The organism is Ruminococcoides bili (assembly GCF_040093295.1).
Lineage (GTDB): Bacteria > Bacillota > Clostridia > Oscillospirales > Acutalibacteraceae > Ruminococcoides > Ruminococcoides intestinale_A.
Genome location: NZ_JBBNJY010000030.1, coordinates 1 through 23598 on the forward strand (window position 1 = coordinate 1; position 23598 = coordinate 23598).

23 protein-coding genes and 2 tRNA genes are annotated in these 23598 nt (G+C 39.2%); 16 read left to right on the forward strand and 9 right to left on the reverse strand.

Features of this window, described 5'->3' with window-relative positions:
* Window positions 1-182: 182 nt before the first annotated feature.
* The 7 genes from AAAY30_RS09060 to AAAY30_RS09090 form a co-directional block, all read right to left on the reverse strand.
* Window positions 183-259, reverse strand: a tRNA-Arg gene (locus AAAY30_RS09060).
* A gap of 76 nt (window positions 260-335) precedes the next feature.
* A complete protein-coding gene (locus AAAY30_RS09065; RefSeq protein WP_499215805.1) occupies window positions 336-1748 on the reverse strand; it encodes an aminopeptidase in 1413 nt (470 codons plus the stop codon).
* Window positions 1749-1783: 35 nt separating this feature from the next.
* Complete coding sequence (locus AAAY30_RS09070; RefSeq protein ID WP_178586018.1) at window positions 1784-2395, reverse strand: lytic transglycosylase domain-containing protein; 612 nt, start codon at window positions 2393-2395, stop codon at window positions 1784-1786.
* The gene (coaE, locus tag AAAY30_RS09075) at window positions 2395-3003 is read right to left on the reverse strand and encodes a dephospho-CoA kinase (protein ID WP_022234459.1); all 609 of its coding nucleotides are present in this window, start codon (window positions 3001-3003) and stop codon (window positions 2395-2397) included. Before coaE ends, AAAY30_RS09070 begins: the two co-directional genes overlap by 1 nt.
* Entirely contained in the window at window positions 2990-4024 is a 1035-nt protein-coding gene (locus AAAY30_RS09080) for an L-threonylcarbamoyladenylate synthase (protein ID WP_022234458.1), read from the reverse strand. The genes coaE and AAAY30_RS09080 overlap by 14 nt, the downstream gene beginning before the upstream one ends.
* A gap of 13 nt (window positions 4025-4037) precedes the next feature.
* Window positions 4038-5114: a peptide chain release factor 1 gene (gene prfA, locus AAAY30_RS09085; protein WP_186935479.1), complete on the reverse strand. Its 1077-nt coding sequence runs from the start codon at window positions 5112-5114 to the stop codon at window positions 4038-4040.
* 1 nt (window position 5115) lies between these two features.
* The gene (locus AAAY30_RS09090) at window positions 5116-5304 is read right to left on the reverse strand and encodes a DUF951 domain-containing protein (protein WP_499215804.1); all 189 of its coding nucleotides are present in this window, start codon (window positions 5302-5304) and stop codon (window positions 5116-5118) included.
* A 277-nt stretch (window positions 5305-5581) separates the two neighbouring features.
* Between AAAY30_RS09090 and AAAY30_RS09095 the strand changes: the two genes are divergently transcribed.
* Complete coding sequence (locus AAAY30_RS09095) at window positions 5582-6589, forward strand: CHAP domain-containing protein (RefSeq protein WP_337781540.1); 1008 nt, start codon at window positions 5582-5584, stop codon at window positions 6587-6589.
* Between the two features lie 182 nt (window positions 6590-6771).
* Here AAAY30_RS09095 and AAAY30_RS09100 read toward each other — a convergent pair whose 3' ends face one another.
* Window positions 6772-8118 carry a UDP-N-acetylmuramoyl-tripeptide--D-alanyl-D-alanine ligase gene (locus AAAY30_RS09100; RefSeq protein ID WP_337781541.1) on the reverse strand — a complete coding sequence of 449 codons (1347 nt, stop codon included), beginning with the start codon at window positions 8116-8118 and terminating at the stop codon, window positions 6772-6774.
* 244 nt (window positions 8119-8362) lie between these two features.
* Here AAAY30_RS09100 and AAAY30_RS09105 point away from each other — a divergent pair, with 244 nt between their 5' ends.
* The 9 genes from AAAY30_RS09105 (at window position 8363) to AAAY30_RS09145 (ending at window position 17963) form a co-directional block, all read left to right on the forward strand.
* The gene (locus AAAY30_RS09105) at window positions 8363-10003 is read left to right on the forward strand and encodes an AMP-binding protein (RefSeq protein ID WP_295025461.1); all 1641 of its coding nucleotides are present in this window, start codon (window positions 8363-8365) and stop codon (window positions 10001-10003) included.
* 223 nt (window positions 10004-10226) lie between these two features.
* The gene (locus AAAY30_RS09110) at window positions 10227-10772 is read left to right on the forward strand and encodes a BUD32 family EKC/KEOPS complex subunit (RefSeq protein ID WP_295025463.1); all 546 of its coding nucleotides are present in this window, start codon (window positions 10227-10229) and stop codon (window positions 10770-10772) included.
* Window positions 10773-10855: 83 nt separating this feature from the next.
* Window positions 10856-11695, forward strand: coding sequence for a DegV family protein (locus AAAY30_RS09115; protein ID WP_295025465.1), 840 nt, complete (start codon window positions 10856-10858; stop codon window positions 11693-11695).
* Between the two features lie 179 nt (window positions 11696-11874).
* Window positions 11875-12285: a peptide deformylase gene (locus AAAY30_RS09120; protein WP_022234817.1), complete on the forward strand. Its 411-nt coding sequence runs from the start codon at window positions 11875-11877 to the stop codon at window positions 12283-12285.
* 198 nt (window positions 12286-12483) lie between these two features.
* Entirely contained in the window at window positions 12484-14703 is a 2220-nt protein-coding gene (locus tag AAAY30_RS09125) for a dockerin type I repeat-containing protein (RefSeq protein WP_295025467.1), read from the forward strand.
* 276 nt (window positions 14704-14979) lie between these two features.
* The gene (locus AAAY30_RS09130; RefSeq protein ID WP_295025469.1) at window positions 14980-15273 is read left to right on the forward strand and encodes a methyltransferase domain-containing protein; all 294 of its coding nucleotides are present in this window, start codon (window positions 14980-14982) and stop codon (window positions 15271-15273) included.
* A gap of 378 nt (window positions 15274-15651) precedes the next feature.
* Complete coding sequence (locus AAAY30_RS09135; RefSeq protein ID WP_413059632.1) at window positions 15652-16902, forward strand: ammonium transporter; 1251 nt, start codon at window positions 15652-15654, stop codon at window positions 16900-16902.
* A 14-nt stretch (window positions 16903-16916) separates the two neighbouring features.
* Window positions 16917-17303: a P-II family nitrogen regulator gene (locus tag AAAY30_RS09140; protein ID WP_022234815.1), complete on the forward strand. Its 387-nt coding sequence runs from the start codon at window positions 16917-16919 to the stop codon at window positions 17301-17303.
* Window positions 17304-17798: 495 nt separating this feature from the next.
* The gene (locus AAAY30_RS09145; protein ID WP_022234814.1) at window positions 17799-17963 is read left to right on the forward strand and encodes a hypothetical protein; all 165 of its coding nucleotides are present in this window, start codon (window positions 17799-17801) and stop codon (window positions 17961-17963) included.
* Between the two features lie 43 nt (window positions 17964-18006).
* On the opposite strand, the gene AAAY30_RS09150 is transcribed toward AAAY30_RS09145, so the two are convergent.
* Complete coding sequence (locus AAAY30_RS09150; protein WP_412249804.1) at window positions 18007-19596, reverse strand: O-antigen ligase family protein; 1590 nt, start codon at window positions 19594-19596, stop codon at window positions 18007-18009.
* A 193-nt stretch (window positions 19597-19789) separates the two neighbouring features.
* Between AAAY30_RS09150 and AAAY30_RS09155 the strand changes: the two genes are divergently transcribed.
* The 6 genes from AAAY30_RS09155 to AAAY30_RS09180 all read left to right on the forward strand — a co-directional run bounded on the left by AAAY30_RS09155 (window position 19790) and on the right by AAAY30_RS09180 (window position 23309).
* Window positions 19790-19866 (forward strand) — tRNA-Pro (locus tag AAAY30_RS09155).
* Window positions 19867-20080: 214 nt separating this feature from the next.
* Window positions 20081-20230 carry a helix-turn-helix domain-containing protein gene (locus AAAY30_RS09160; RefSeq protein ID WP_499215803.1) on the forward strand — a complete coding sequence of 50 codons (150 nt, stop codon included), beginning with the start codon at window positions 20081-20083 and terminating at the stop codon, window positions 20228-20230.
* Between the two features lie 400 nt (window positions 20231-20630).
* Window positions 20631-21455, forward strand: a complete 825-nt coding sequence (locus AAAY30_RS09165) for a ParB/RepB/Spo0J family partition protein (RefSeq protein WP_303248279.1) — start codon at window positions 20631-20633, stop codon at window positions 21453-21455.
* Between the two features lie 338 nt (window positions 21456-21793).
* Window positions 21794-22252 (forward strand): C-GCAxxG-C-C family protein, encoded by a 459-nt coding sequence (locus AAAY30_RS09170; protein WP_186935414.1) that lies wholly within the window; start codon window positions 21794-21796, stop codon window positions 22250-22252.
* Between the two features lie 138 nt (window positions 22253-22390).
* Entirely contained in the window at window positions 22391-22948 is a 558-nt protein-coding gene (locus AAAY30_RS09175) for a biotin transporter BioY (protein ID WP_186935413.1), read from the forward strand.
* Window positions 22926-23309, forward strand: coding sequence for a DUF1284 domain-containing protein (locus tag AAAY30_RS09180; protein ID WP_186935412.1), 384 nt, complete (start codon window positions 22926-22928; stop codon window positions 23307-23309). Before AAAY30_RS09175 ends, AAAY30_RS09180 begins: the two co-directional genes overlap by 23 nt.
* The last annotated feature ends 289 nt before the right edge of the window (window positions 23310-23598 follow it).

Consider the following 23598-nt stretch of genomic DNA (forward strand, 5'->3'; position numbering starts at 1 on the left):
ATGCCCCCTTTCGTTAGTTTTAATTACGGTATATTTATATTATACCTCATTGTCTAACAAAAGGGGAGCATTTCAAATTTTCTGCCGCTTGTTAAATATCTTTATTTCATTTTTCGGATTACCCCAACTATTGACAAAGAATCAAAAAAAATAACACACCCTGAAAAACCAAGGTGTGTTATTGGCGCGCTGGAAGAGACTCGAACTCCCGACCTTCTGATTCGTAGTCAGACACTCTATCCAGCTGAGCTACCAGCGCATATGCGGTTAATTATTAACCGCAAGTAGTATATTACCACATTCTTTTAGAAAAAGCAAGTGTTTTTTGAATTTTTTTAAATTTTATCATCAAAAAATGCAAAAAATGCTCTGTAAGCCATATATACATCAATTTTTGATACGATTTCAAACGGTGCGTGCATACAAAGTACAGGCACACCGAGGTCAACTACATCAACATTCATATTGGCAACATATTTTGCGATTGTTCCGCCGCCGCCCATATCAACTTTACCGAGTTCGCCGACTTGCCACATTACATTGTTTTTCTCAAGCAAAGCTCTTACCTTGCCCATATACTCGGCAGACGCATCGGAAGTATCGTACTTTCCGCCGTGACCTGTGTATTTTGAAATTACAACGCCTTCGTTAATATAGCAAGAGTTCTTTGCTTCGTAAGCGGATGCATATGTTGGGTCATAAGCTGCGCTTACATCTGCCGAAAGACAGGTGCTCTTAGACAGCGCTTTGTAGCCGTCAATACCGTCCTGCTTTGCAAGGTCATATATAAAGTAACGCAAAAAGTCGCTCTGCATACCTGTATTGCCATCGCTGCCTGTTTCTTCTTTATCTGTAAGATAAGTAACGCAGGTCTGCTCCGGAGTTTCAACATCAAGCGAAGCCATTACTGCAGGGTAAGCGCAAACCTTATCATCGTGACCGTAACCGCCGATCATACTTGCGTCAAAGCCGATATCTCTTGCTTTGAATGACGGAATAAGACAAAGTTCTGCCGAAAGGAAATCCCCCTCAACTATGCCGTATTTCTTATTGAGAATTGACATTACATTGAGTTTTACAAGGTCTTTTTCGTCATTGCCGTCTTCGTACGGACGAGAGCCGACAAGAACATTGAGATCCTCACCTGTAAATACCTTTGCAAGCGGCTTTGAAACCTGGTCTTTAGCAAGGTGTGGGAGCAAATCAGTAACGCAAAAACAAGATTCGTTTTCATCGTCACCCCAAGTAATGTTTACCTTTGTGCCGTCAAGCTTTACAACTGTGCCGTGGAGTGAGAGGGGAAGTGCTGTCCACTGATATTTTTTAAGACCGCCGTAGTAATGTGTTTTGAAAAGTGCGAGGTTTGTGTCCTCATAAAGTGGATTCGGCTTTAAATCAATTCGTGGTGAGTCAATGTGAGCGATTGCAAGTCTTGCACCGTTCTTTACACCGTTTTTGCCGATAACAGCAAGTGCGATTGCTTTGTCACGGTTTACATAATACACCTTATCGCCTGCGTTATATGACGCATTTTCATCGTATTCTGTAAAGCCTGCTTTTTTCGCAAGTTCAAGTGTGTAGCTTACAGCCTCACGCTCAACGGGAGAATGGTCTAAAAACTTTTTATAGCCTACGCAGAAATCGTCTGCTTTTTTAATCTCTTCTGCATTGAGAGTTGCTACGCCCTTGCTGCCTTTCATCATAATTTCTTCTTTAAGAAGTGTAGCTTTGCTTTTTTCGTCTGACATATTTATCTTCCTTTCATCAGATGTACCATATTATTTTATGAATAATATAACTCAATATACTTTGCTTTTGCGTCCGTTACCCGTTCAACATATTCTTTTGTTTCTGGATACGGTATATCTGTAAGCGTTACACCGTCGGTACTGTAATTCGGATCATCAAGCCAGTCCGAAACCACAAATCCTGCGTTGTACGCCGCAATAGCCGATGTTTCTGTCCCATAAAAATCAAGAAAATATTTTAAAAGATAAGAGCCGTAATCTATACAGATTTCGGGGTTATATAAATCTTCTTCCGTATATTTGCCCTCGCAATCTCTTACCTGTTGCAGCCATTCAAACGAACTCGGCATAACCTGCATAATTCCGCAAGCACCCGCATCCGACTGTGCGTCTGCATTAAAGCCGCTTTCCGTACGGATAACGGCATATATGAGTGATTCGTCGAGTTCGTAATCTTTTGCGGCTTTTTGAACATATTGGCTGTAATCTCTCGGATAGCTGAGTTCGAGCAGTTGCTTTTTTGCGTTGTCATAGTAATTAAATACAAACAGTGCAAGCAAGACCGCCGTTAAAACTATGCAACCGCCAACAATAAAATTTTTTCCCTTCTTTTTGGGTTTCTTTTTGTATCGGGGATTTGCCGCCATTAAATCACCTGCCGTATGTATCCGAATAGCCCCTCGGCTTTGTCGATAAGTTCTTGCTTTGTGCCGTTGTTTTCAAGAATAAAGTCCGAATTATCTTTAAAATAGTTTTCGGAAAGTTGAGCGTTTATACGACTTTCCGCCATTTCTTCCGAAATTCCGTCACGCTGCATTATGCGCTGTTTGCGTATGTTTTCATCAGCCGTAACGCTTATGATATAATCGCAAATTACATTTGCTTTACTCTCAAAAAGCTGCGGTGCGTCAAATACAATGAATTTTTTATCGCTGTTGACAAGTTTTTCCGTCTTTTCAAGGAAAAGGGAAAGTACAAACGGGTGGATAAGTTTGCCGAGAACGGCGGTTTTTTCTTTTGTTGCAAATGCCCTTTGAGCAAGCTTCTTTCGGTCAAGATTTTTGTTCGGCAAAATAATGTCACTGCCAAATTCAGCCGAAAGTATCTTAAGACATACCGAGTCGGGCATATAAAGTTCCGCAACAAGCTCATCGGCATTTATTACCGCTGTGCCGTTTTTTGCAAAAACTTTTGATACAGTGCTTTTGCCTGCGCCCGTCTGACCTGTAAGTCCTAATATTTTATATTTTTTCAAGGTCAATCACCTCATAGCCGGCGGCTCTGATAAGCCTGTTATACAGTGCCATACCTACGCCATCGCAGGACGGAAGTCTTGAGTAAGCGGTGTCAATTCCGCCGACCTCGTCAACCTCTCTCAGCATATCAAAAAGTCTGTGCGCCTGCTGTGCATAGTCTTGCCTTTTGCCGAGCGAAAATGTTTTTACCTTAAGCTGCGCAATATCTTCATCACAACAAAGTGCGGCGGTTTTGCCGTCATCCTTGCTGTTCACATAATTAATATATTCTTCGTCTGTGCCTTTAAGAAGTATAACTCTCGCTTTCGGCGAATAATGCTTGTACTTCATACCCGGGCTTGCCGCCTTTTGATTAGGGTCAAGTTTGTCGAGTACCGCCTTGTTAAGTTCGACTTCTCCGATTGTATCTCTCAATTGTTCAAGGGTGATTCCGCCCGGTCTTAACAGGCAAGGAACTTCGCCCGCAAGAGTGATAACCGTACTTTCAACGCCGACTTCACTTGCACCGCCGTCAATAATTGCCTCAATCTTACCGTTCATATCATTCATAACATGGGTTGCGGTTGTAGGACTCGGAGAACCCGAAATGTTTGCGGACGGCGCAGCGAGCGGTGTATTTGCCGCCTTAATGAGCGCTCTTGCAACAGGGTGTGACGGACAGCGAATTGCAACGGTTTCAAGACCTGCCGATACTTCGTCAGGAATAATCTCCGATTTTTTCATTATAATTGTAAGAGGGCCCGGCATAAATTTTTCGGCAAGAATTTTTGCCTTTTGGGGAATTTCGGCGACAAGACCGAATTTTTCAATATCCCCAAACTCCGCAATATGAACAATCAGCGGATTATCCATCGGTCTGCCTTTTGCCTTAAAAATTTTGGCAACGGCTTTACCGTTCAAAGCGTCTGCCGCAAGTCCGTAAACGGTTTCGGTCGGCATACCTACAAGTCCGCCGTTTCTTAGGATTTCTCCTGCTTTATTTATATTTTCCTGTGTACTGTCGAGCAATAATGTTTGCATATTGTCACCTTGCTTATGAATTTTCCATACTTTCTTTGAGTTTTTCTGCTCTGTCTGCGGTAACAAGAGCGTCTATAACTTCATCAAGATTTCCGTTTAATATATCCTCAAGTTTGTAAAGCGTAAGTCCGATTCTGTGGTCGGTCAGTCTGCCCTGCGGATAGTTGTAGGTTCTAATTCTTTCACTTCTGTCGCCCGTGCCGACCTGTGACTTACGGTTAGCGGCAATTTCACTCGCCTGCTTATCCTGCTTTTCTTTTAAAAGTCGGCTCTTGAGCACCTTGAGCGCTTTATCTTTGTTTTTGTACTGACTTCTTTCGTCCTGACACTCAACAACCGTACCTGTCGGCAAATGAGTAATACGGATAGCCGAACTTGTTTTGTTGATATGCTGACCGCCTGCGCCGCTTGAACGGAAAGTATCTATTTTCAAATCTTTAGGGTCAATTTCAAGCTCCACATCTTCCGCCTCGGGAAGAACGGCAACGGTTGTGGTAGAAGTATGCACTCTGCCCTGGCTTTCGGTTTCGGGCACACGCTGAACACGGTGTACACCGCTTTCGTATTTAAAGCGTGAGTAAGCACCCTCGCCCTCAATCATAAAAGAAATTTCTTTATAGCCGCCGAGCTCGGTTTCGTTTGCGTTTACTATTTCTACTTTATAACCCTTTTTCTCGGCATACATACTGTACATTCTGAAAAGCACCGCACTGAACAGTGCAGACTCTTCGCCGCCTGCTCCGCCACGAATTTCCACAATAACATTTCGTTCGTCATTTGGGTCTTTCGGCAAAAGCAAAATCTTAAGCTTTTCCGAAAGCTCCTCTATGTTCTGCTTTGCCTCGTCAAGTTCAAGCTGTGCAAGTTCCTTTAAGTCGCTGTCGCCGCTTTCTTCAAGAATTTCAATGCTTTCGTCTTGAGATTTTACCGCCTGTTTGTACTCTCGGTAAGTAAGCACTATTTCTTCAATAGACTTAAGCTCTTTCATTGTTTTCTGATATTGCTCCGGATCTGCCGCAACAGACGGTTCGTAAAGTCTTTGCGAAAGTTCGGAGTATCTTTTATCAAAAATTTCTATTTTTTCAAACATATTATTTTTCCTTATCGGTTAAAAATTTTTTAATATTCTTTTCGATTTTATTTCTCGGCACCATAACTTCTCTGCCGCAGTTTGTACAACGGATCTTAAAATCCATTCCAATCCTTAATATTTCAAATTCCTTGCAACCGCACGGGTGCGGTTTTTTCATTTCAACTCTGTCACCGACATTAACCTTCATATTAACACTTCCGATTGCACAAAAGCTAAAAATATAAGTAAAACAGACGCTTTTTTCGGTTTCTCGACCATTTGTCAGCATTTTGTTTTATGCTACTATTGGTTTTTATTATATATCAATACTGCCAAAATATCAAGAGCCTGCTTTAATGACTTTTACAAAGATTACAAATAATTACAATATTATTAAAAAAATATTGTCTTTTGCGGAGCTTTGTGGTAAAATGTTCTTTGATAAACAGAAATGTAAACATAATTGACAGAAAGGAAGATTTAAATTGTTTTTTAAAAAACTCAAAAGAATTCCGGCAATGTTCTTAGTTTGTGCATTACTTTTTACCACAGTATTTTCGTATTCAATGATTGCTAATGCGTCATCGTCTTTCACACCAAGACTTGATGCACCGTCATACAGCAATGATTATTATTACAGCAATAAAAATATTTATTACCAATACGGCTATGGTATGCCAAACTGCACAGCTTATGCTTACGGCAGAGCATACGAAATTCTTGGCAGAGATCCCGGACTTTGTCACTATGACGCTTACGAGTGGTATGACTACAACGACGGCTACAGCAGAGGTCAGACTCCGAAAGTCGGCGCTGTTGCTTGTTGGGAATATTACAGAAACGGCGAAACAGGCGGTCATGTTGCCGTTGTTGAAAAGGTAGAGAACGGTACTGTTACATTTTCAAACTCTGCGTGGGGTTGGGAAAACTTCTATCTTACATATGCAGATGTTAATGACCCTGCAATGGGTGAATCAGGTTGGAATTTCCAAGGCTTTATTTACCTTGGCGACTTTGGTAAGAACAACAATAACAATGATGATAACGGTAACGATACCATTACATACAAAACAGGTGTTTACGAGGTTGAAGTAAGCGATTATCTTAATATGAGAGAGAGCGCAACAACTTCATCAAAAACTGTTTATCAGATTAAAAACGGTACAGAGCTTTATGTTACAGATGTAAAACAGTCCGGCGGTTACACATGGGGTTATACAACTTATAAAAATGTAAAGGGTTGGGTAGCTCTTGATTATTGTAAATATCTTAGGGACAAGCCGCTTGATAACGGAAGCAACTACGAGCACGGTGATGTTAATATGAACGGTGCTGTAGATATTCTTGATATTACAGAACTTCAGATGTATGTATCTAAAAACGCTGATTTCACCGATACACAGTTAAAGCTTGCAGATGTTGACGGAAACGGCAAAATTGATATAAGCGATGTAACAGAATTACAGCGTATCATTTCATTAAATAAAGCATAAACAAAATTACGGTCATTCGCATAAAGTTTGCGAATGACCGTTTTTTGTCAGTGAATTTTAGGCTTTATCGAAAGTTGGGGTAAATTGAGGATTAGCTAAGCGCTTTTTAACAATTATAAAAGTAAGGTCAACATTTTTAAAGGTTTGACCTAAATCTATATATACAAAATGATTGCCTATTTTCAACCTTTCAAAAATGCAACGATTCTTTCAAACTGCATTGAGTGTGAGGCTTTTACCAAAACTGTATCACCTTTTTTGAGCAGGCTTTTTAGGTCGGGTAGGAGAGAGTCTATGTCTGCATACCACTTTCCGCCGCTGCCCTCGGCAAGTGCTTTGGCAAGCGGGCCGACTGCAATTACAAGGTCAACGCCTTTTTCTTTTGCGTGTCCGCCTGTTTTGCGGTGCATTTCAAGTTCGTTTGTGCCGAGTTCTTTCATATCGCCGAGAATTGCAACGGTTCTGCCGCTGAAATTTACAAGTGTGTCAATACTTGCCATAACGGAGGTCGGGTTTGCGTTGTAGCAGTCATCAATGATTTTGTAATCTTCGGTATTGATAACATTTGCACGGCTGCCTACGGTTTTATAAGCCTCAACACCTTTTATAAGTTGTTCGTCATTAAGTCCGCAAAGTTTGCCTACTGCCACGGCTGCAAGTGCGTTTGAAACCATATAACTGCCGATTGCAGGAATTTTTACGGAAAGTTTTGTGTCGCCGAAACAAAGGTCGGCAAGCACTCCGCCGTCCGCATTGTTTTGAATATTTTCTGCGTAATAGTCATTTTTGCGGTCAAGACCGAAGAAGATTGGCTTTTTGCCGTTTACTTCCGTTACTGTAGAAAGTTTATCATCGTCGCCGTTGAGTACAAATTCCGCATTTTCGCTTGCAAATTTAAACATTTCGGTTTTTGCCTTTAAAACGCCGTTGCGGTCGCCGAGGTTTTCAAGGTGACAACAGCCGATAATTGTAAGTACGCATACAGTCGGCTGTACCATCTGCGCAAGTCGGCTCATTTCGCCAAAGTCTGAAATACCCATTTCTATTACAGCAGCCTCGGTATCTTCGGGCATTGCAAGGAGAGTGAGCGGTACGCCGAGTTCGTTATTTAGGTTGCCTTGTGTTTTGTGAGTTTTGTATTTTTGAGAAAGTACGGCATAGAGCATCTCTTTTGTAGAAGTTTTGCCTACACTGCCGGATACGCCTACTACAGGAATATCAAATTTTTTGCGGTAGGCCATACCGATTTTTTTAACCGCCTCAAGTGTTGAGTCAACAAGAATATACGGCTTTGTCGGGTTCTGCGGCGCTTTTTCGCAAACAGCGCAGACAGCACCGTCAGCATAGCATTTTTCAATAAAATCGTGTCCGTCAACACGCTCTCCTTTAATGGCAAGGAAAAGAGAATTTTCCTTAATGCATCTGCTGTCACGCTCAACCGATGAAATTGCGGTTGATTTTAAGCTTTCGTCGCCGACATATTTACCGCCGCAGGCAGCGGCTATTTCTTCGAGAGTAAATTTTTTCATATTAATCACACCCTGTAAAATTTTATTTGTTTTATATACTCTAAATATACCAAAAATACCTTGCTTTTGCAATAGCGGTAATATTCGGCGGTTATATAATTATATTCAATCGGTTATGCAAGTTTTGCATAACCGATTGATTTATTAATAAAACAAGAATAGCTTTATTTATTGACTAATCAGTCTATTTTTGCTATTATTTTATTTGTAATAAATTTAGTTTTATTCTGAAAGGCGAGATAGTATGCAGTTGTACAAACAGTTTTGCAATGAAGAATTTAATAGTGATAATACGCTGAAAAGTTTTAAATTAAAATTTGAGGATAATTATAATTTCGGATACGATGTGCTTGATAAAATGGCAGAGAAAGCACCGAATGATATTGCACTTGTGTGGACAAATCCCGAGGGTGAAGAACGAATTTTTACTTTTGCCGATTTAAGCAGACTAAGCAATAAAGCCGCAAATGTTTTCTTGAAATACGGTATAAAAAAGGGCGACAGAGTTTTGCTGATGCTCAAGCGCAACTATGAATATTGGTACATTGTTACGGCTCTGCACAAACTCGGAGTTGTTGCAATTCCCGCTACAAATATGCTTACTGCCGAGGATATAAGCTACAGAGTAAATGTTGCAAATATCAAAATGGCTGTATGTACTCCCGACAGCGAAACGATTGAACATCTGCTAACAGCGGCAAACCGAGAAAATTCATTAAAAACCGTATTTGTTGCGAGAGAAGATTTTGACGGTACGGTAAATATTACAAAAGAAATTGAAGATGCAAGCGACGAGCTTGAACGGGTAGAAACCAAAGCTGACGAGCCAATGCTTATCTACTTTACATCGGGCACAACAGGCTATCCGAAGGCGGTTGTGCATAATCATATTTATTCTTTGTGCCATATAATTTCCGCAAAATATTGGCAGAATGTAAAAGAGGGCGGACTGCATTTTTCAATTGCCGAAACAGGCTGGGCAAAGGCGTCATACGGAAAAATCTACGGTCAGTGGCTTTGCGGTTGTGCGGTTATGGCTTTTGATTTCGATAAATTTTCTCCGTCAAAAATTTTGAAAGTAATTGAAAAATTTAAGGTTACATCATTCTGCGCACCTCCGACCGCTTACAGATATTTTGTAAAAAAAGGTATGCAGAAGTATGATTTGAGTTCACTCGAATACTTGACAACTGCAGGTGAGGCGCTCAATCCGATTGTTGCCGAGGCTGTATATCAACAAACAGGACTTCATCCGATTGAGGGTTACGGTCAGAGTGAAACCACATTGCTCATTGCAAATCTCAACGGTACTCACGGCAAAACGGGTTCAATCGGAAAACCAAGCCCTATGTATAATATAAAACTTGTTGACAGCAACGGCGATGAAGTAAAGCAGGGCGAAACAGGCGAAATAGTAGTTGTTCCGCCAAAAGACAGAAAGCAGTACGGTATATTTACAGGCTACATAGGTGACGAGCAGATGTACCAATATGCGTGGAGAAACGGAATGTACCACACAAACGATACCGCATATATGGACGAGGACGGCTATTTTTGGTATGTCGGCAGAGCCGATGACCTTATAAAAACAAGAGGATACAGAGTAGGCCCGTTTGAAATTGAAAATGTGCTTATGAAACACCCCGCCGTGCTTGAGTGTGCGGTAATCGGTGTTCCCGATGATAGCCGTGGACAGGCAATCAAGGCAATTATTAAAACCGTTGACGGCTGCGAAGCGGACAAAAATCTTGTAAATGAAATTAAAGGATTTTCAAACAAGCGTCTTGCATCATATAAGTGGATTCAGTACATTGAATTTACCGATGAAATGCCAAAGACTGTAAGCGGAAAAATTAAGCGTGTTGCCCTTAAGGCAAGAGCCTGAAAGTTTTGAAATTAACATAATATACGCGTTTCTGTGCGCAAAAAAATCACCGTAAAGTTTTTGCTTTGCGGTGATTTTTGAGTCTTTATTAAAAACTGTAATAAATTATGTTTTGACAGAATACTTTGTCAAATAATTATAAAATTTGGTTTAGGCTATTGATTAAAATATCTGCAATATGATATATTTATTCTGTAACTTATGAAGTATATGAGGCGATTATATGTCAAATGCAATTCCTACAGAACTTTCGGTAAACGGTAAAAATTATTCCGTAATAAAATTGCTTGGCAAAGTCAAGGGCGGTTATTCTTACCTTGCATCCGACGGTACAAATCAGTATGTTTTAAAGCAGATTCATCACGAGCCGTGCAGTTATTATCAGTTTGGCGACAAAATTCAATCCGAATTAAATGATTATAACCGCCTTAAAAAAATCGGAATAACTATGCCGAAAATGCTCGACATAGATATTGAAAACGAAAGGATATTAAAGGAGTACATAGAGGGCGACACAATATTTGATATGGTAAAGGCAGACAGAGTAAAGTCAGAATATGCGGAGCAGGTAAAAGCAATGTGCAAACTGCTTTACGCAAATAACACGAATATAGATTATTTCCCGACAAATTTTGTAGTGCAAAACGAAACCCTTTATTACATAGACTACGAATGTAATGATTATATGGAAGAGTGGAATTTTGAAAATTGGGGTATAAAGTATTGGTCAAAAACTCCTGAATTTATTGAATATGTAAATACACATTAATTTTAAAATCGGTACGCTCTGTGCCGATTTTTTAAATGCAGATTGGTTATACTGTTAATGTAAATCTTTTCAGAGGTGCTTTAATGGTAAAGATAATAACAGATTCTGCATCGGATTTTGAATCGAACGAACTGAAAAAATTAATGATTGATTGTATTCCTCTTTCCGTAAATTTCGGCGATGAGGAGTACAAGGATAATGTTACTATTTCAAAAGATGAGTTTTTCGATAAACTAAAAAATACAACGGAAACCGTCAAAACTTCGCAACCGTCACTGCATGATATAGTAGAAGAATTTGAGGTTGCCGAACATAGCAAAGACGGAGGTGTGGCAATTTTTATGTCGTCAAAAATCAGCGGAACGGCAAATACCGCACAAATTGCCTGCGATATGATCGGCTGCAAAAATGTGTATGTTATTGATTCACTGACCGCTTCGGCAGGTCAAAAACTGCTTGTTGAATATGCGGTTAAACTGCGCAGACAAGGGAAAAACTCAAAAGAAATTTATGAAGAAATCGAGCGCATAAAAACGAAAATATCGTTGCTTGCCTGCCTCGATACCCTTGAATATTTGTATAACGGCGGCAGAGTAAGTCAGACAAAAGCAATGCTTACGACTGTTGCCCGTATAAAGCCTGTAATAAGACTCAGCGGCGGCAATGTTGAGTTGCTTGCAAAAAGTTTTAACATTAAGCGTGGCATAAAAAGCCTTGCCGAAAGGCTTGAAAGGGAAGAGCTTAATCCTCATTTCCCTGTATATGTAATGTACTCCGACAACGAAAGCCTTGCAAATGATTTGACAAGCGACATAAAAAGCCTGCTGCCGAATGTGCATAGCGTTGAAACTGTAAAAGTCGGTGCGGTTATAGGCAGTCACATAGGCACAAATGCGTGTGGAATTGCATTTGTAAAATTATGATTTTAAAGATTACGGTTTAATAAAAAAGTTTGAATAAGTGTTTTAGAATTGCTAAAGATGCACTCGATTTCGGAGTGCGTCTTTATTGTGTATTGAGATGTTTTTATATTTGACTCTTTTTATGTTGTTAAATTATCCCCGATATGCTATAATCAGAAAAAACTAAGCGAGGGATAAATATGGTAAGAGAAGTAGTAAGAGATCCGATGTTTTTACAGAGAAAATCGGTTGAAGCAAATATGTCGGATATGCCGATAGCCGTTGATTTGCTTGATACTTTAAAAGCAAATTTTGAGGGCTGTGTAGGTATGGCCGCAAATATGATTGGCGTTTCAAAAAGAATTATTGCAATAAGCGATAACGGAAAGTATATTCTTATGTTTAATCCTGAAATCGTTAAGGCTTACGGTGAATACGAAACCGAAGAGGGCTGTCTGTCGCTTGACGGGGAGCGCAAAACAAAGCGTTATAAAACTGTAACCGTAAAATATGCCAACGATAAATTCAAAACGGTTACACGCACTTTCACAAATTTTACGGCACAGATAATTCAGCACGAAATAGACCATTGCAACGGAATTTTAATATAAAGCAGTCTATAAAAATGCATTTTGTAAACATATATTCATTTTATGACTATTAAACATTAAAATACATATATTCGTTTAATTGCTATAATATTGTGCGTTTATGTAAAGAAAAAATTGACATTTATACGCAAATATTCATTGACATAATTTTGAATTTATAGTACAATTTAGGAAAGATATAATAAAGGAGAACGGACAATGAAAAAAAGAATTCTTTCAGCGTTGCTTGCCGCAACATTGGTTGCGGCAAGCGTTTCTTCAATCACTGCTATGGCGGCAGGTGATACTGTAAACGGTACTGCTTATGAGTATAATACTTTTACCGCTAACAAAATCACACATCCGGAAAACGGTTTAAAAGCTCCGGACGGTATTGTTGATTACATTGGCAACAGCACAGTTACCGATGAGATTACAGGCGTGGGTGACCGTGCACAGAACTATGCGTGGTCTGCTATCGGGCACGGTGATTGGGTATATATCGGTACTTGCCCGAATGCTATGACACAGACACTTAACTTTATGGGTACAGTGCTCGGAAATAAATTTGATAAAGAAGTTATGATAGCTACTCTTAACGCTATGTTTAACGGCGCTTTCTTTACATCGGAAGAGGACGGCGGAGATCCTAAGGGTATTCTTGTTAAGGTAAATACAAAGACAGGCGAAGTAAAACTCCTTATGTCAAAGGCTACAACCGACACAAATGTACAGTTCAGAAATGTTGTAGAGTTAAACGGCAAGTTCTACTTCTGCGGTTCTGTAAACGGTTTGCCGACTGTTTATCAGGTAGATCCTGAAACCGATGAATACAAGAAAGTTTATCAGAGTATCAGTCAGGCAGATTATTATAAGGCTTATCAGATGGGTATAAGCGTTGGTATCAGAGGTATCAGCACTTACGAGAACAAACTTATAATCAGCCTTGTAGGTCTTGAGGGTGCATATATCTGCGAAAGCGACAACCCTGAAGATCCCGATTCATTTAAAGTAATTGCTACTATGGACGATATGTTCAATTATCCTGCTTATCGTTATCAAGACAGCATCTACGGCGGTTCAATTTGGGATATGGCTGCATATAATGATTCTTTGTATGTTTCAATCTGCACAGGCAGACCTGAAAACAAGCCTGATGACAATACAATGCAGTCGTTTGCTATCATCAGGGGTGACAGAGATGACAACGGCAAGTGGACATGGACATCTGTTGTAGGCGATCAGGAAAAGGATAACGCAAAATATACTTACGGTATTGACCCTGAAAGAACACGCTCGGGTGCGGCAAACTTTTGTATATACGACGGTTACCTCTATATTGGTGAGTACAATGACGAAGAAATTGCTCTTGAAAGAGTTTTGTTTGACCGGAGCTGCGATTTTGTAAACGCTAACCTTGAGCAGTCCGTAAACCTTTACAGAATGGATGCAGACGAAAACATTGACCTTGTTGTAGGCGATGCGGACAAGATGTTCCCTGACGGCAGTATTACAGATTTAGGTTCGGGCTTTGACCGCAACGAAAACCAGTATATCTGGAGAATGCAGGTTTATGATGATAAACTTTATGTAGGCACATTTGATACAAGCTCACTCCTTGAGCCTATCGGTCAGCTTACAAACGGCGACCTTCTTGAAATGACAGACGAAGAGTGGCAGTCACAGATTGAGTATATAAAGGTGCTTGCAGAACTTATTCTCAATAAATACAAAAAACCGCATCTGCCTGTAACTGCTCCGGCAACATTTTCTGTTTCAAGAAACGATGCAAGAGATATGGCAAAGAGTGTAAATAACGCAGGCAGAATCAGCAAAGCAACTGCTGCGAGGGCAGAAGATGTTATTGAGCTTGCCAATGAAGTGGAAAACGCTGTTGACGAAAAAGCAAGCGAAGAGTTTATTGCTACTTACAAAGAATTTGCAGATGCTTCTGATGATATTTCAAGTGTAATCGGCGACTTAAGTGATAAAATCTTTACAGAAGAAAACATTGCGAAAATGATTTCTTTTGTTGAGTGTGCGGCTTACTTAAGCACATCTGAAAGAGGCTTTGACCTTTACACACTTGACAGCGACCTTAATGTAGAAACTGTTACAACAAACGGTTTTGGCGATCCGTATAACCACGGCTGCCGTACTTTTGCCGTAACAGACGACAGCCTTGTTGTAGGTACAGCAAACCCATTCTACGGTACACAGGTTTGGACTCTTGCAGAGAGTAAGTCGGATGTTGATTACGATATTAACAGCGACGGCAAAGTTGATGTAAACGATGCAACATATATACAGCATGTTGTTGCAGGTTCTGCAGAAAAGCCCGATAACTTTGATTCAAAGGCCGACCTCAATAAAGACGGCAAGGTTGATGTAACAGATATTACAGCATATCAGATTTACCTTGCAGAAAACAATAATTAAGACTGAATTTAACTGTCGGTTATAACAATTTACCGCTCTACAATTTTTTTGTAGGGCGGTTTTTTATGCTTTTTGCTGTGATATAATAAAAATAGAATTTACTTAGTGTTGGGCAATATTCAGAGGTTCTTTATAGGAAATTGGGGTAAATTATGGTTTAGCAAACCTTTTGTGCCAAGCAATTATAAAAGTTAGTCAACCTTTTCAAAGGCTTGACCTAAATTTAAAAATTATTTAGCTTACATTTAGAACAAAAGCTAAAGGAACGTGATTTTTATGTTAGATTGGAATTCAAATCAATATATGAAGTTTAAAAACGAGCGTACACAACCGTCTGTTGATCTGATAAACAGAATATCTTACCTTGACCCGCAGAATATTCTTGGCATCGGTTGCGGTTCGGGAAACAGAACCTTTGCGCTTAAAAACCGTTTTAAAAACGCAGATATTATCGGTGTGGATTATTCGGAAAATATGCTTGAAAAGGCAAAAATAAGTTATCCCGATATGACTTTTGAAAAATGCAATGTTCCGAGTGAGCTTGAAAATGAGCCGACCCCAAAAAGTTAGACTCTGTGAATTTATCAATTTTTGTATAAGCGTTATCCCAATTTTTATGGGCATTATGAAAGTTTTATAAAATTTCTTGCAAAATTGAATATCCATATACTTTGTGCTTGAATTTGGCTATGATAAGAAAATTTTAAATTTCAGCTGATTTTTTGCAAAAATCTATTGACAAAGGGTAAAAATAACGCTATAATTCAAGTTGTAAAGTAAAGTTTCCGGAAAACTTCTTATTTTAATTTAATTTGAAAATGAATAATCAAGAACAAAGAGGTTCACTCTGCTTTTGGTAAATTTGCAATTTATTTTTATTTTCTTGCAATTTGCAAAGGCGTGGTGAGCCTTGTTTTTATTCATTCGGTTTATGTGGAGGTTTTAAAAATGGATGCAGGCAACATAGCTTTTATGCTGATATGCTCGGCTTTGGTGTTCCTTATGACACCCGGTCTTGCAATGTTTTACGGCGGACTTGTTCGCAAAAAGAATGTAGTAAACACAATGATGACTTCAATTTTCATCATCGGAACAGGCATTGTAATGTGGGTGCTTTTCGGCTATTCACTTTCATTTGCTCCAAGCTCAAACGGAATTATCGGCGACCTTAGTTGGATAGGACTTGAGGGCGTATCTCTCACAGAGGGTTACACAGACGGCGCAGCAATTCCGAATATGGTTTTCTGCGGATTTCAGATGATGTTCGCAATCATTACACCGGCGCTCATTACAGGTGCTGTTGCAGGCAGAATGAAGTTTAAATCACTTTTTGTGTTTATAATTTTATGGTCATTAATCGTTTATTATCCTCTCGCCCACATGGTATGGGCAGACGGCGGACTTCTCGGACTTGACGGTATCGGCGCTCTCGACTTTGCCGGCGGCGATGTTGTTCATATCAGCTCCGGTGTATCCGCTCTTGTCCTTTGCATTATCCTCGGCAAACGCCACGATTACGAACACGCAATTTACAGAATCCACAATATTCCGACAGTTGTTCTCGGTGCGTCACTGCTTATGTTCGGTTGGTTCGGCTTTAACGCAGGCTCTGCACTTGAGGCAAACGGTCTTTCGGCTCACGCATTTATGACAACAGCCGTTTCTGCCGCTGCCGCTATTCTTTCTTGGATGCTCTGCGATGTAATCAAAAACAAAAAGCCTACACTTATCGGTGCAAGCACAGGTATGGTTGCAGGTCTTGTAGGCATTACTCCGGGCGCAGGTTTTGTTCCGATTTGGGCGGCAGTAATTATAGGTCTTACAACAAGCCCTGTTTGCTACCTTATGATTTCATTCGGTAAAAAGAAATTCGGCTTTGACGACGCACTCGACGCATTCAGCTGTCACGGTACAGGCGGTATCTGGGGCGGACTTCTTACAGGTGTGTTCTCAAGCACAGCTATTAACGCAGACGCAGGCAACGGACTTATCTACGGTGAGTTTGCTCAGTTCGGCGCACAGGCTTTAGGTATTGTAATTACACTTGTAATTGCAGTTGCAGGTACACTTATCTGTTACGGCTTAACAAGAATTATTACAGGTAAAATCAGAGTAAGCAAGCGTGACGAAATGCTCGGACTTGATATTACACAGCACGGTGAATCTGCTTACCCGTCATTTAACGGTCTTGATAATTAACGGAGGATTAACATATGGATAACAATAACGAAGTTCAGCTTATTAAAATAGAGGCTGTTGTAAGAGAGGAAATGTTCCTCGATGTAAAAAAAGCGTTAATGGATATAGGCGTAAACGGAATCACAGCCTATCAGGTTGTAGGCTGCGGTATTCAAAGAGGTATGTCCGAATATGTAAGAGGTCAAAAAGTAGATGTGCAGGTATTGCCTAAAATCAAGTTTGAAATAGTTGTTTCATCAGAAGAATGGGAAGCAAAAACCATAGAAGCTATTAAAAAGACTGCGTTTACAGGCAATCCGGGTGACGGTAAAATCTTTACTTACTACTTAAAGCAGGCGGTAAAAATCCGTACAGGCGAAACCGGCTACGATGCAATTCAAACTCCTAATTTTGACGATTAATAAAAGTAAGTTATGTTGGTTTAAAAATCTTTCTAATTTATATTTTCAAAATAAAAGTGCAGTAACTGCGGTTATTGCGCTTTTGTTTTTGTAAAAATTTTAAAATTTAGGTCAAGCCTTAAGGTTGACCAAACTTTTATAATCGTTAAATACAACGAAAAAATATTATTGAAAAATCGGCAAACATCATAGCAAAGTCCTGTTTATTACCCAGCCGGTACTGTATAATTTAATTATAACAAACCTAAATTGCCAAAGTGAAGTTCGGATTTTTGAGGAAAAAACGAGAAATACCACGGGTTCACCTTGACAAAAGAGTATGGTAAAATGAAAACGGTTACTGTCTGCGGAAAGCAGGAAAATATGAGTCGTTTATCATTGTCTGAAAGGATAGTTATTGAAAGTGGAATTTACCAAAAATTAAGTTTAGGAACTTCACTTTGTCATTTAAGCTAATTATAACAAAGCCCCAAATAAACTTAAGGAGTTGTACAAATGCCTGACGCTGATTTATATGTTAATGTCTGCATTTTCGTAATTATAAGCTACGCTATGCGTTATCCCGTAAAGTCAATATTGTTCAAAAAGCCCCAATCTCAACAAAAAAATAAGAAACGAAATGCGGCAACAAGGCATACATCACGCAGAAAAGCTGCGTAAAAAATAACAAGACAGCTTAGTATATAGGCTGTCTTGTTTGTGCTTATTCAGTTGCTTTTTGCTTACGGGCAACTGCCTCGCAAAGTGCAATAAAAATAATAAAAAGCGGTGTCGTAATCGGTTGAGCAAGGTTTACCACAGCCTGCACGGCATAGCTGATAACAGATACCGCAAAAGCAATTGCAATCGGATTTTTACTTGCGGATTTAATCGCACCTTTCAGCGCTCCGAAAATTATCGAAAGGTAAGAAGCAAGTCCGAAAATTCCCGTAGTAATAAGGTAATTTATGTATTCGTTGTGGGCACAGTTTGTGGAGCTGTCACCGTAATGTTTAAGCCCCTCAAAATACGGTTCAAACACTGTGGCAAAGGTGTCAGGTCCGCATCCGAAAAGTTTGTTGTAAAGAGAAAAATCTCCGAATATATAGAAAGACCTTATCCACATATAGCCACGGTGAGTACCCCAGCTGTCATTAAATCTCAAAAAACTTTTCAAAAAGCCGATATTTGTTTTTGTGTCAATTACGCTGAAATAATATACGGCAAAAAGCATTGCAATAATGCAGGCAACAAATATACTGCCGATTATAATAGGAACGGCAAGCGGTAAAGTCTTGTCGGGAGTTTTGCTGTCTGCAAAAAATAAAATTGCGGTAATTATTGCGAACAATGCAATTGCCGCCCATATGATTTTTGAGTAAACAAGCAGACTTTGAAATTCCGAGATACCTTTTGATTTGTCACCCATAAAAAAGGAAAACAAACGAAGAATTTTGCCGCTTAACAGCATAATTGTTGTTGCGAGGAAAAATCTTTTAAGTCTTGCAACGCTGCGTGAAAACCATATTAAAAGCACGGCAAAAACAGTGCCAAGACCAAGTATACCCGAGTAGCTGTCGGCTGTCATAAGAGCCATATAACCGAATGCGGACGAAATATGATAAACGATACGGTGATTACGATTTTTGCTTATAACCGAAAAAGCGACGGTTACGGGCATAACAATGCAGATAAAACTTGACATAAGGTTTTTGTTGCCAATTGTGGAGGTAAAGTTTGTGATTGTCTGCTCATCTGTAAGGCTTGCAAACATTCCAAGCGGATCTATGTAAAAACAGTTGAGAATATCAAGCAGATATATTGCAATTGAACAACCTGCAAGGGCAACAAAGACATAGTTTTTAAAACAAAAAAATCTGGTAATTAAAAAATAAACCACCGCATAAAAAATCATCAACAATAAACCGTTGTTTCTTCCGCTAAGACCCAAGAAAGCATCGGCAGGATTTTGAGAAAAAACAGTGGATACGGTGCATACCAAAATGAATGCACCAAATGCATAGTCCGTAAACGATAACTTTTTGTACCAAGGCACGGATTCGGCTTTGTCTTTTGTTCCGCTTTGCGAATCGGAATTAGTGATTGCAACAGCGCCAATCATCAAAACAAGCACCACAGTGACAACAAGAAAAAAATAATATTTGTCGTGTCTTATATTATAGTAGTAATCCGTGTAAAATAGGGGAAAGAGCGTAAACATCGCAAGCAAAAAGAAGTTGACAAACTTGCTTTTTACAGAATATTTATCCTCGTTCAACCCGTTTGAGATTTTTAATTTTGTATTGTCAGACATATAAAACCGCCCTTCAAAGTAATATATTTAATCAGTGTAATCATATTTTATACCCCATAACAGCGTATGTCAATTAAAGAAAAATAAAAATCACGAAAGTTTCAAAAAAATTAAAAATAATTGTTGACAAATCAAATTTTATGTTATATAATAATGAAGCTGACTTGTTGAGGCGACAAAAATTAAATAATTTCGAGGTGTAGCTCAGTTTGGTAGAGTGCTTGGTTTGGGACCAAGATGCCGCAGGTTCAAGTCCTGTCACCTCGACCACAGAAAAACCGCACTATTAAGCCGTTTTCAGGCGTTTTAGTGCGGTTTTTCTTTATTTGTTTTTATCGCAAAACGCCGCCCAAAATCGCATAAAATTTTAAAAATATTAGGCAAATGTTAGGCAGGTAAAAAGTTCGGAAAAGGCTTAATTCCGGATTTCTTTGTTGCAGTATACGGTATTGTAAAATTTTTATTTTAATAAGGTGTGACAAATTTGAAAATTAAAGAATATAAAAACGATAAAGGACTTACAGTCCAACAGCTTGCAGATAAAGCAGGTATATCAAAACGCACTCTTGAAGATATTATGAGGCGTGATGATGTTTTAATGTCAAATATAATAAAGATAGCAGATGCCCTTTAGCTACAAAAGCAGTAGTTAAAGGGCTAATCTTATGTATGATTATTTTTTCAATATTACAATTTATCAGCCGCCAAACAGCAAGCTGTTCGTCTATTATTAGATTTAGATTGCGTAAACGGTCAGTATCGTATGTTTTGTCTACCCCCACAATTTTTGAGTAGGTTGACTAAACTTTTATAATTAATTGGCAAATCAATTTGCTAAACCATAATTTATTAATAATAAGAAAGAAAACAGAAAGAAAACCAAATACTTTGACAACAAAACGGTAAAATCAACGCAATATTGTAAAACAAAATTAATTATGCCTACACAATTCGACATACCATTTTTTGGCAATGTGATATTATAATGTCACAGGGACAAACCCCTGATGCTTAAAAGACACGGGATGGTAAGGTTGACTTTTTTATTTAACAATGATAACAAAATCACTGAAATACCAATAATAAGAATACGACCTAACAAGGCTCAGCCTCGAAAACAATTTGACGAAGCCTCTCTTACATCATTATCGCAGTCCATAACAGAAAACGGTATCTTGCAGCCGCTGACTGTCAGAAGGGCAAGTCAAAGTGAATATGAGCTGATTGCCGGTGAACGCCGTCTTCGTGCGTCGGTTATGGCAGGACTTAAAAAAGTGCCGTGCATAATCGTTAAGTGTTCTGACAAAGAGTCTGCGATCTTTGCTCTCCTTGAAAATCTACAGCGCAGCGACCTCGGCGTGTTCGAGGAAGCTCGCGGGATTTCAAGACTTATACGAAGATTCGGACTTACTCAAGAGGAGGCGGCTCAAAGGCTTGGCAAAACGCAATCTACCATTGCCAACAAGCTAAGACTTTTGCGCCTTACATACGAAGAACAGGAGCTTATTATTTCGGCAGGTCTTACGGAGCGCCATGCCAGGGCATTACTCCGAATAGAAGACGAGGGCAAAAGGCGAGAAGTCCTAAGCAAGGTAATAGCTCTAAATCTTAACACTCAACAGACCGACAATCTTGTAGGCGAAGTCTTGAATGACTGCCCAAAGCATATTAAAAGTATGGGAAGCAGTAAAGCGGTGATAAAAGATGTGCGTATTTTTGTAAACACCATCAACAAAGCGGTAGATACAATGCGCCTTGCAGGTATTGATGCCAAAGCAGTCAAAAGTGAAAACCCTAACTATATCGAATACACAATTAAAATCCCTAAAAAAAGTGCAAGCGATAATAAATCCGCTTAAATTTACTAACAAGAGGGTGCGAAAGCATCCGTTCCACTCATACCCATTTCCTTATCTAAACCCCTTGCAAACAGCCGTACAGTGTAAAAAACTGTACGGTTGTTTGCGTTAGCAATTAATAATTTTTTGCCGTTTCGTTCAAGCCGCCGAACAGCAGGCTGTTCGGCTACAGAAAAATTTTGTTAGCAGACAGTATCGTTGGCTTTGCCCACACCCACAACTTTTGAAAGGGGCGACCAAACTTTTTATAATCGTAACGGACAAGGTATGAAAATTTTGACATTATTATAAGTCGGTGTTAAAATAAAATTACATTATAATGAAAAGGAATGATTTGTATGTCTAAGGGAGATATTGCAAAGCAAAATTTTATGAACGGTTACAATTGTTCTCAAGCGGTTTTGCTTGCATTTTGCGAGGATTTTGGACTTGAAAAAGAAACAGCATTAAAAATTTCCGAACCATTCGGCGGCGGTATGGGCAGAATGAGAGAAGTTTGCGGTACTGTTACAGGTATGTTTATGGTGATAGGTCTTGCAATGGGTAATGACAATTCTAAAGACAATACCACAAAGAAAAATGTTTATAAATCGGTTCAGGAGCTTGCCGCAAAGTTTAAAGAAGACAACGGCTCTATTATTTGCAGAGAACTTTTAGGTTTTCAGAAAAACAATAAGGAAAGTTATGTGCCGTCAGAACGCACCAACGAATACTATAAAAAGCGTCCTTGTCCGGAGCTTTGCAAGTATGCGGCAGATATTCTTGAAGAATATCTTAAGAAAGAAAACCTCATTTAAACAACTGTTATTATATAAAATATATGATTTTGTGAATTGTCAACCAAATTTCAATTGCAGGTTGACAATTCGGCAAAACCGAGTTATAATATTGTCAACTTAATAAACCAAATAGGTTGACGATAAGGAGAAAGAACAATGTTAGAGGTAAAATCAAAGGCAACATCAAAAAGCAAAGCCGCTTTGCTTGATTTAGTATTTGTGGCACTCTTTGCCGCTGTAATGACAGTTTGTGCGCAAATTCAGATTCCGTTCGGAGAAGTTCCGTTTACACTTCAAACTCTCGGTGTATTTATTGCAGCGTCATTACTCGGTTGGAAAAGAGGTACACTCAGTGTTATAGTTTATGTACTTCTCGGTCTTGCCGGTGTTCCTGTGTTTGCAGGCTTCAGCGGAGGTATAGGTGTACTTTTCGGACCGACAGGCGGATATATTATCGGCTTTATTTTTACAGCTTTAATTGTAGGTCTTATGACAGAAAAACTCGGCAAAAAACTTTGGGTTGAAATTGTTTCTATGATTTTGGGCCTTGCTGTTTGTTATGCATTCGGCACAGTATGGTTTATGTTCCAAATGAAAATGGGACTTGTTGAGTCACTTTTACTGTGCGTAGTTCCTTATCTTATTGCTGACGCACTCAAAATTGCATTTTCAGCTGTATTGGTAAATCGTCTTGACAAAGTTATCAAGCTTTAATCTGCGACCGCACCACAGCCTTTGCATACAATTTTTCGTAGGAAAAGGCTACAGCAGTGATTTTGTGCAGAATATGACAAATGTAATTGAATATCTGAATAAAGAAAATCCGCTGATTACCTTAACGGGCAGTTGTAATGATGTTCTTTGCAGTAAATGCCCGAATAATAAATCACAGCTTTGTGCCGATAATGATAAAGTGGCAAGTTTTGACAATGCTTGTCTGAAAGAATATAATTTAAAAATCGGTGACGAAATTGAGTGGCTTGCGCTTAAAGATATGGCAAAAAGCAGGATAATTTCACAAGGAAAACTTAGTGAAGTCTGCAAAAATTGTCAGTGGAAATGTTACGATATTTAATAAGCTTACAACATCCCCATATAAAAAATCCCTGTTCAGCGCTGAACAGGGATTTTTGCTGTCTGTTAATTTTTGTTGAGTTGAGAGTAAAAGATTATTGTTTAGAAGAATGCTTCGCCAATCAATTATAAAAGTTTAGTCAACCTTTTCCAAAATAAATAATTCTGTTTTAATGGCTGTCGCCTGTTTTTTCAAACTAAGTGCAAGCACGCAAACAGCGTGGCTGTTTGCGCCTGATAAATTGCAATATCGGAAGATATTATGGGCGCTGCCCAAACCCGCAAGGATC